The organism is SAR202 cluster bacterium (assembly GCA_016872285.1).
Classification (GTDB): Bacteria; Chloroflexota; Dehalococcoidia; order Lucifugimonadales.
In genome coordinates this window covers 1-9,588 of record VGZZ01000070.1, presented here as the reverse complement: position 1 = coordinate 9,588, position 9,588 = coordinate 1, and the positions used below count along the sequence as shown (strand labels likewise).

General features: G+C 58.9%; 8 protein-coding genes and 1 tRNA gene. 5 read left to right on the top strand and 4 right to left on the bottom strand.

Annotated elements, in window-relative coordinates:
• The 4 genes from FJ320_12480 to FJ320_12465 all read left to right on the top strand — a co-directional run.
• The coding region (locus FJ320_12480; protein ID MBM3926765.1) for an amidohydrolase at positions 1-329 on the top strand (329 nt) is incomplete at its 5' end.
• A 58-nt stretch (positions 330-387) separates the two neighbouring features.
• On the top strand, positions 388-2,214 hold the full coding sequence (locus FJ320_12475; GenBank protein MBM3926764.1) for a hypothetical protein: 1,827 nt from the start codon (positions 388-390) through the stop codon (positions 2,212-2,214).
• A 349-nt stretch (positions 2,215-2,563) separates the two neighbouring features.
• Positions 2,564-4,234, top strand: a complete 1,671-nt coding sequence (locus FJ320_12470) for an ABC transporter substrate-binding protein (protein MBM3926763.1) — start codon at positions 2,564-2,566, stop codon at positions 4,232-4,234.
• 682 nt (positions 4,235-4,916) lie between these two features.
• The gene (locus FJ320_12465; GenBank protein MBM3926762.1) at positions 4,917-5,111 is read left to right on the top strand and encodes a hypothetical protein; all 195 of its coding nucleotides are present in this window, start codon (positions 4,917-4,919) and stop codon (positions 5,109-5,111) included.
• A gap of 73 nt (positions 5,112-5,184) precedes the next feature.
• Here FJ320_12465 and FJ320_12460 read toward each other — a convergent pair whose 3' ends face one another.
• Entirely contained in the window at positions 5,185-6,210 is a 1,026-nt protein-coding gene (locus FJ320_12460) for an amidohydrolase (protein MBM3926761.1), read from the bottom strand.
• A 370-nt stretch (positions 6,211-6,580) separates the two neighbouring features.
• On the opposite strand from FJ320_12460, the gene FJ320_12455 reads away from it, so the two are divergent.
• Positions 6,581-6,796, top strand: a complete 216-nt coding sequence (locus tag FJ320_12455) for a hypothetical protein (protein MBM3926760.1) — start codon at positions 6,581-6,583, stop codon at positions 6,794-6,796.
• 52 nt (positions 6,797-6,848) lie between these two features.
• Here the strand turns inward: FJ320_12455 and FJ320_12450 are convergent.
• The 3 genes from FJ320_12450 to FJ320_12440 all read right to left on the bottom strand — a co-directional run.
• Positions 6,849-6,923, bottom strand: a tRNA-Pro gene (locus FJ320_12450).
• A gap of 79 nt (positions 6,924-7,002) precedes the next feature.
• Positions 7,003-7,689, bottom strand: a complete 687-nt coding sequence (locus FJ320_12445; GenBank protein ID MBM3926759.1) for a response regulator transcription factor — start codon at positions 7,687-7,689, stop codon at positions 7,003-7,005.
• 181 nt (positions 7,690-7,870) lie between these two features.
• Positions 7,871-9,588: ABC transporter substrate-binding protein (locus FJ320_12440; protein MBM3926758.1), on the bottom strand; the 1,718-nt coding region annotated here is incomplete at its 5' end.

Below are 9,588 nucleotides of genomic sequence, written 5' to 3'. Positions count from 1 at the left end.
GGGTTCCCTACCTGCTCAATCGCATGGACGAGGAGTGGGAGAAGCGCGGCTGGTTTGAGACGCCTCTCTGCAAGAAGGACCCCTCCGAGTACATAAACAGCGGCAACGTCTTTGTCCACGCTGAGGCCGCCGAGCATCTTATCCCCGAGGTCATTAAGGAGATGGGACAGAACCGGCTCATGTACGCCTCGGACTGGCCCCACTGGGACCATGAGTACCCCGAGAGCATCCTGGATATCTATGACCGCAAGGACATGACTGCTAAGGATAAAAAGGCTATCCTTAGGGACAATGCCCTGGAGTTCTACAAGATCAAAAAAGGTTCATAGGCCACATCCGCTGAGGCTTCTAGCACGTAAAAAAATAAAGATTTGAGAGGGGAAGCTAATGGTTAAAACCGGAAGAAGCGCTTTGCTGCTGGTATCCTTGGCCGCCGTATTTACCCTGCTCATCCTCGCCTGTGGCGATGACGCCACCCCCACAACCGGCGTTACACCCACCGCCACCGTTAGGCCCGCCGCCACCAACACACCTACCTCTGCACCCGCCGTCACAGCTATCCCAACTGCCACCAGTGCGCCTGGCGTCACTGCCCAGGCCACCCCTACGGCCGTGCCGACGCCTACCCCCACCAGTGCCCCCAAAATTCCAGTGGAGTCCCGGCTAAAGGTGGCGGTCCCGCCTCCCCAGTACATACCGCTAGCCATGTGGCGGAGCAATCAGGGAGTCCTGCCGGTGTATGAACACCTGATCGATCGTAGTTGGACAACGGGTAGACCCAGCGAACCTATGCTGGCTACAGGCTGGAAAATGTCTCCTGACGGAAAGACTTGGTCATTCAGCCTGCGGAGGGGAGTTAGGTTCCACGACGCTCCAAACTTCACCGGCCCCGAATTCAAAGCAAAAGATGTGAAGCATACCGTGCAAACTCTGGGGTCCGACGCGTCGTTGAACCCGTCAATCTGGCGGAACTTCGGTGTAGCAGAAAGCAATTTTGAGATTGTGAACGACTACGAGTTGAACTGGAAGATGAACGGCCCCCAGGCACAAATCGCGGAATGGATGGCGCGCAGAAACTTGGCTGGCATCATCAGCAAGGACTACTGGGACGCCGTGGGCGACCAGAGGTACCAGGAGTACCCCGTGGGCACCGGCCCCTGGAAATTTCTGAGCCATCAGCCCAGTAGAAGCATCGTGTATTCCGCAGTAAAAAACCATTGGCGGCAGCCGCCCTACTTCAACGAGCTGGAGTACGTCTTCTCGCCCGAAGACGCTACCCGCTTGGCCATGCTGCTGACCGGCGAAGCCTCCATAGTGGACGTGGCCAGGTCACTGCTGCCCCAGGCTCGGGATAGAGGTTACAACGTGGTGTCGGGACCACTGCCGTCACTGACGGTCTTTGTGTTCATCGGCGGACAGTACTACGACGGACCCCGCCCAATCCTGGCTGGCCCCAAGATGGGTCAGACAGAGCCGGTCGCCCGGGGCTACTCGCCGGACGACCCTTTAAGAAAGAAGGACGTACGCAAGGCCATGAACCTTGCCCTGAATCGCCAGGAGATCATCAGGTCTTTCTGGGGCAACGCCGCCATTCCTCAGTCTATGTTCAGCCTGGTTCCCTCCCACCCAGACCATAGGAAGGAATGGTCCCCATACCCATACGACCAGGCAGGCGCCAGGGCCGCCTTAGCCAGCGCCGGGCATCCCAATGGTGTTGACATAGACTTCTTTACCTACACCGTCGCCGGCGTGCCTGAAATCCCATCGGTGGCAGAGGTTATTGCTCAACACTGGAAGCAAGTCGGCATCAACGCCAAGCTGACTCAGACGGATATAGCACCCTTGCGTGACCGCTGGCGCGGCAGGAATATTGGCAAGCTGGCCTACACAGTGCGGTACAGCATTCAGCCCTTCCAGGTCAACACTTGCTATCCCATGAGCAACGTAGTCGGCGGCTGTGGCTCCCCTCAGTGGGAATACGACGAATTGGACCAAATATGGCTGAAGCTCAACAACTCGGTGACGCCGGAAGACATAACCAAGTACACCCACGAAGTAGGCAACTTCATGTACGATAACTACCTGATTGTGCCCATAGCCTTCCTTATGCCCCAGGCGGTGTATAACCCCAAGGTGGTGGCTGAGTACCACGGAAAGATGATAGATGCGGGACCCGTGGAACTCCTGGAAGAAGTTAAGCCGGTGTATAAGTAGCTCCGCGTCTTAATCAGTAGATGGCAGAGCGCCCCGATGCCTTATAGGCATCGGGGCGCTCTGCTAATTACCTAGGCCCTCTTTATATTGACACTTCTTTTTTCAAATCCCTATACTGCTCGGAATTGCCTCTCGCGAAACCTAATCCCAGAAATTCTTGTCCTTGGAGGACTTTGCCGTGAACCTGCCCTTCCCCTCTCATAGACACCGCCTGCTGGCCGTAACGGCCCTCGCCGCCCTCACACTCTTCATCCTGGCCTGCGGCGATGACACCACCCCCACAGCTACGCGGCCCGCCGTCACCAACACACCCACCACCTAAGCGGCCACGCCCACCGCCACCGCTACCCTGGCCCCGGGCCAGACTCCCCAGCCTACGCCCACCGCCACCTCCCGGCCTGCCCCCACCAACACTCCCACGCCGACTCAGGCTGCCAAGGTTCCCGTCTCCTCTCGCCTCAAAGTCTCCGTTCCTGTGCCTGATTATCAGCACCTGGGCCTCTGGAACCACTCCTCCAGCTCCGGCGGCTTCCTCGTCCCCATTTACGAACACCTCGTCACCGTCAATAAGACCACCGGCGCCAATGAGCCTTGGGCGGCCGAATCCTGGAACCTCACGCCCGATGGCAAGAACTGGACTTTTAAACTTCGCCAGGGCATCAAGTTCCACTCCACACCCACCTATACCGGCACCGAGCTAACCGCCAAAGACTTTGTTCAGACCGTCAAAATGCTGGCCGATAAGGACAAGGCTCTCTTCCCCGCCATCTGGGGCGGCTTCGGCGCCGCCGACAAAAACTTCGAAATCAAAAGCGATTACGAATTCACCTGGAAGCTCGACAAGGTCGAAGCCCAGCTTGCCGAATGGGTCAATCGCAACCAGATCGCCGGCATCCAGAGCAAAGACTACTTCGACAAGGTCGGCTTCGACGGCTACCTCAAGCACCCCATCGGCTCCGGCGCCTTCCAGTTCGTCGAATACAAGCAGGGCGTGTCCATCCTCCACAAGCGCGTCCCCAACCACTGGCGCAAGACCGCCGACTTCCCCGAGCTGGAAGTCATCTTCGTGCCTGAGAACTCCACCCGCCTGGCCATGCTCCTCACGGGTGAGTCCCACATCTCCGACGTGCCCCGCACCCTCCTGCCCGACGCCACCAGCCGCGGCTACGGCGTCGCCACCGGCACCCTCCCGGGCTTCACCTACGTCATCTTCATCGACGGCCAGTACTATGACGGCCCTCGCACCATCCTCGCCGGCCCCAAAACTGGCCAGACGGAGCCTCTCGCCCCCGGCTACGATGCCAACGACCCCCTACGCAAAGTCGGAGTCCGCAAGGCCCTTAACATCGCCATAGACCGCAGCCTCATCATCAAGACCTTCTGGGGCAGTTCCGCCGTCCCTCAGGCCATGTTCAGCCTCATCCCCACCCACCCGGACCACAGGAAAGAGTGGGCCGTTTACCCCTACGACTTGGCTGGCGCCAAAAAAGCCTTGGCTGACGCCGGTTACCCCAACGGCATAGACCTGGACTTCTGGGTCGCCGCCCTATCCGGCATCCCTGAGGCCCCGGAAATCGGCGAGGCCGTCGCCCAAATGTGGAAAGAGGCCGGCATCCGCACCAAGATCACCCAGACCGAGTTCGGCACCATCCGCGACAAGTACCGCGCCCGCAACGCCGCCCGGTTCGTCTACGCCGCCCGCTACAGCATCTCCGCCTTCCAGAACAACACCTGCTTCCCCATGAGCAACGTGGCGGCGGGCTGCGGCTCTCCCCAGTGGGAGTACGACGAGCTGGACAAAATCTTCCTCAACCTCAAGAACTCCGTCCTCCCCGCCGACATCACCAAGTACACCCACGAGTTCGGCAACTTCATGTACAACAACTACCTCTTCGTCCCCGGCGCCTACATCTACCCCCAGGTCGCCTACGATCCCAAAGTAGTAGCCGAATACCAGCCTGACCTCAGCAACGCCGGCCCCCTCAAGGACCACGAGTACACCAAAGCCGTCTTTAAATAGTCCCCAACTAGCAGCTCTTAGCCATGGGCCTCCGAATTCGGAGGCCCATGGCTTCTCTCCTTTGACAGCAGCTCATCTTGTCTATATATTGCCCCCATCTGTCCAGGACAAAGTCTGAGGGGTCTTAGCCGATAGTGAATTATCCCGGAATGGTTGGACTCAAGGGCTTGTGGGTATCTGATCTGGTTCTCCCTCTTCTCCTTCGAGGAGCTTGCCCCGAGTATCTCCTTGGGGAAGAAAATGACTTCTGAGCCTTCTTTCATCATGGGATTGTTTATGAGAAACCGTAGGTCTTTTGAACGGATGGGCCCGGCCCCTTCCCATCTGGTTCTTCCCCTTCGGCCTGAAAGGCGAAGGGGGAGCTAGACGCTCCGCTACCTTAAAGCATATATCGCGGAGTCCGATGCAATCGGACCGTCCTGAGTCCGCCTCTGGCGGACCGAAGGAGGGGGTTGTGGTATTTCTTTTTTATTTCCCTCTTCTCCCGACTACGGGAGAAGAGGGCTGTAAGCTCGCCGTGGCGAGATAAAGGGTGATGAGGGCCCCCCGCTTATGACAAGGAATGTATTCTGCATCAAGCGTCCGAAACGAAGGGGCCAAGGGGATTATATCCCGCTTAGATTAAGGATTGATTTTCAGGAAATTCCTTGATTTCATACCGTCAAACCAAGAGGAGCCAACTTTGGAAAAAATCGACACCTCCACCGTAGCCAGTGCCCTCAACCACCTGGGCCTGAAGGAAGACCCCCGGACCATCAAGCAGTTGTTACCCCTCTTCCAGCAGTACCAGAAGCGCCTCCAGCCCCTCTATGACGCTCCCGTTAATCACCTGGAGGTAGCCGCCCGATTCAACCCCGCCTGGGACGACGACACCTAATCCCGCCATTCTCTCCAAAAAAGAAAGCCGAGGTGTTAAGCCTCGGCCTTCTTTTTCAAACGTTCCGTGTTCCCTACTTACCTGACCCGTAAAACTCCAGCGCATTGTCCCTCAAAAGCGCCTTCTTGTCCTTAGACGTCAGGTCCTTTCGCTCCCAAATCTCCTCAATGCTCTCAGGGTACTCGTTGTCCCAGTGCGGCCAGTCGCTGGCGTAAACCAGACGATTCCGGCCCAGCACCCGAATGACCTCCGGTATCAGCTGCTCCGCCGCCTCGGCGTGGATGAACACCCTATCGCTCTTTATGTAATCACTGGGCTTCTCCTTGCAATTCGGCGCGTCCCACTTGCCCCGCTTGCCCCACTCCTCATCCATCCGGTCCAGCAGGTACGGCACCCATGTGCAGCCCGACTCCAAAAACGCCACCTTCATCTCGGGGAACTTCTCAAACGTCCCCTCGTAGCACATGTGCATCATCTGCATCATGTTCGACACCGGGAAACCGATGGTGTGCCGCTGGATGAACTTGGTGTATCGCACCGACTCCGCCGTCGCGTGTCCCCCGTGTATCGCAATGGGGCACCCCAGCTTCTCCGCCTCCGCCCAGAAGGGGTCGAACTTCTTGTCGCCTAGCAGGCCGAAGCCCGTCGCCGCCACAAACACCCCGTTATACCCCAGCTCGGTAAACGTGCGACGCATCTCCTTCACCGACTCCTCCACGTCCAGCAGCGGCATCAGCGCCACCGATTTGAATCGAGGGCTCGCCTTCAGCCAGTTGTCGTGGACGTAGTTGTTGTACGCCCGCCCCACCGCCACCAGGTAATCGGGGTCCGTTATCTGCGAATAGGCCAGCAGCGTAGTCGGGAAGAGGTGGACTATCTCCATGCCACCCTCGTCCGCCGCCTTCAACCAGTCCTTGGTCGTCGGAAAGCCCGGCCCGCCGTGGGCGCCTAGCTGCCCACCCTGTGTGTTATCGAAAAAGCTGCCTAACTGTATCCGCTTCTTCCACGCGCTGTACGGCCCCTCAATGTACCCTCTAATCTTGTCCTCCGGCTCATTGATATGGCCGTCGGCGTCCACCACGCCAAAAGGAAGCTTCATAACCAATGACTCCTTGCATTGCAAAATTGACTCGCCTGTCGCTACGTTAAGCTAGTTACTTTTGTTCCGAGTGTCAACAATCCATAAGCATAGCTGACGCTGGCGCTGGGCGAGTTCGCTTCGGTCTTCTGCTTCAAAGCGACACGGGCTAACATCACCGGGAAAGGTAACTAAACTGAAAGCCAGCCCTCGATTAGTTCAAATCTACAATTCGGAGCAGTGGATTCACATAATAGAATCAAGCCAAATACCCTAATCGGCTAGTCGGGACGGACGTTAATCGCTCTTTTCAAACTTTACTCATCTCTAGGCCTTCAAACTATGTGTCGCTTGCCAGGCCCCAAAGCCTCAGCAAGAAAGGAGACCCCTTATGATACGCCTTTGGCCCTTTTCAGGCTCCGAGAAAAAGCAGCAAGAAGAAGCTAACGCTGTTTCCACCGAAGGCAGCGGCGTCGCCTGCCCCCACCCGGTCGCCTACCAAATCCCCATCCGCGATCCCCATCAGCCCAATGATCCCAACGCGGTCGTTGGCGTCAAATGCGCCCAGTGCGGCAAAAAATTGGATGTGGTGCAGGCTGAGACTTAACCGCCTGCGCTGCGCAAAGGTAAAAGAGGAAAAGGCCGAGAGGAAAAATCGCTGGTCGGGGCGAGTGGATTTGAACCACCGGCCTCCACGTCCCGAACGTGGCGCGCTGCCGCTGCGCTACGCCCCGACTCTGCCCATTCTAACACAACAAAAACCCGCTCACCTTATCTACAAGTATGGTGGGCGGGCGCGGCGGTTTGTAAGTCCTACGCCTTAAATCTGTACCCCACGTTCCTCACGGTCTCGATATACGTCTCCGCGCCTTCCTCTATCTTCGCCCGCAGCCTCCGAATATGCACGTCCACCGTCCGCGTCCCCCCAAAATAATCGTAGCCCCATATCTTCGCCAGCAGCGCCTCCCGACCGAACACCCTCCCCGGCGCCGACGCCAGCAGCACTAACAGCTGATATTCCTTGTAGGTCAGCAGCGTCTTCCGTCCTCCCACACTCACCTCATACCGCTCCTGGTCGATAACCAGTTCGCCCCTCGTCATCACCTTCGGCCCCTTGGCCCTCTGCAATCGCGCCGTAGCCCTCTCTACCCGGTACTTCATCTCCCCTGGCCGCAGGGGCCGCAACACCACGTCATCCAGCTCCAGCCCCAGCTCCTCCATCCCCCTCTCCCCCACCACACCGAGAACCGGCAGCTTGGCCTCGCGGAAGCTGCCGATGAGTCCCCTCACCTCCTCAGGCCGCCACGCCTCCAGATCGACGACCACCGCGTCCACCGCCTCATCCCTTAGCCCCTCGGCCAGCCCCTCCAGCCCAAAATGCGGCACGCACCCCAGGCCGTCGTTGCCAATAGACTGCACCAGGCTGCGATTTCGACCCAGCCGGTCCGTCAGCAGCAGCACCCGGTGCTGAAACGCGCCTCTAAGAGTCTCTATAGCCATAACGCTCCCAGTATACCAGAGGCTTCTCATTTGATTCATACGCATCCAATAAGCTCCCTGTCCTTCTTAATTCCCTAAGGAGGTCATCGGAACTGAGCTATTAAGTCGCTAAACGCAGCAGCGCCCCGACGGCTCGGGGCGCTGCTGTATCCCAGGAGGGGCCCGACGGAGGTGTTAGCTACTACTTAGTCACGGCTTTAGTGTACTCGTGGTAGCGGACCGGGCCCATGTGTAGCATGTTAACGGTATAGTCGGCAACGACGCTGGGGTTGAAGGCGATTTCAGCGGTGACCCAGAACGTGGGGATGGTGAAGGCTTTCTTCACCCAGATGTCTCCGAGCTCCTGGGCTATCTTGTCGCGCTCTGCGACGCTTGAGACGGTCTTGCACTTGGCGTAGAAGGTGGAGATTTCCTCAAACTCCCGGTAGCCTATGCCCAGCTCCCACACCATTGAGAACTCAACGGCGCGGCAGATGGGGTCCAGGGAGGGCGAGGCGCCCCACATCCAGTTGGGGCGGTTTCTAGCGCGAGCGATGTTGCGGAACTCGCCGAAGGCGTTAACCATCTCCAGGCTGACGTTGACGCCCACAGCGCCGAAGTCCTGCTTGATCTTCTCGCAGATGTCAGGCCATTCTGGGACCACGTTGTGGCTTCGCAGGCAGTTGAGGATGGTGTTGAAGCCGTTGGGATACCCGGCCTGGGTGAGGAGCTGCTTGGCCTTGGTGGGGTTGTAGTCGTAGGGATAGCCGCCGGCCTTGCCGGTCTTGCCTTCAGGACCGGGGTGGGGGGCCCAAGCGTCCTTGAAGTCGGAGCGCCAGGGCGGGAAGTAGTCAACGGACGGGAAGCCGCCGCCGGCCAAGAAGGCGGTGTTGATGCTGGGTCTGTCCAGGGCATGGTTAAGGGCCAGGCGGACATCGGGCTTTCTCAAGGGGTCATTGGGGTCATAGCCGCCGGGGCTCTTGCCGCAGGGCGGAACGGTGCCGGGGAGGGTCTTGCCGTCCACGCAGTAGACGTCCTCTCGGTAGTAAATCGTGCCTATGGCCTGGTGAATGGACGGGAAGGTGGAGCGGGAGGTCTTGAAGCCAGCGCCAGTGATGATGTTGCGCTGGGCACGGATAAGGGGAATGATGTCCACTTCCTTGGCCAGAAGAGCGGCCTGCCGGGTGGCGGCTTCCACAACCAGGAGGACATGGCGCTCGTGGAACTCAGGGGTCCTGCGGTAGTGGCTCTCCACCCGCTTGTGCAGGAAATCCTGGTTCACTGAATGGCGCATGTAGGTCCAGGGGCCGTTGCCCACAGGGTCGGCGCGGTATCCAGCCTCACCGCCCACGGCAGTCCAGTGCTGGATGCTCATAACGCCGGACTCCCACTCATCGGACATGAAGAAGCCGATGTCAAGGTTGATGTTGGGGGAGACCATGATGGCAGTGAAGTCGTTGGGGAACTGCCAGTTCTTGGTGTTGTTTGTGACGCTGCCTAACCTGGCGGTCCACTCGCCGGGGCTGCGGGTGTCCTTGGAGCCGTAGGGTCCGCCTTCACCGTTGAGCAATTCCCAGGTGAGTTGGAGGTCCCGTACGGAGAGGGTGTAGCCGGGGATAGGCTTGCCGTCCTTGTAGAAAGGCACACCCTGCCTGAGGTTGAAGGTCCAGGTCTTGCCGTCGGCGCCAATGCTCCAGGAGGTGGCCAGCTCAGGCAGCTCCTCATTGGTGAGGATGTTGCGGCCTATGAGGTGGTCGTACTGGGCGTTGAGCTTCTCAGAGACCTGGGACTGGGTGTAGGGAACGGTCTGCTGCTCAGCCGGCGGGGGAAGGGCGATGACCAGCCGAGGCTTGACGGGGACTTTGGGAGCCGATGTAGCGGTGGCGGTAGCCGTGGGCGCGCGGGTGGGGGTGGCGGTGG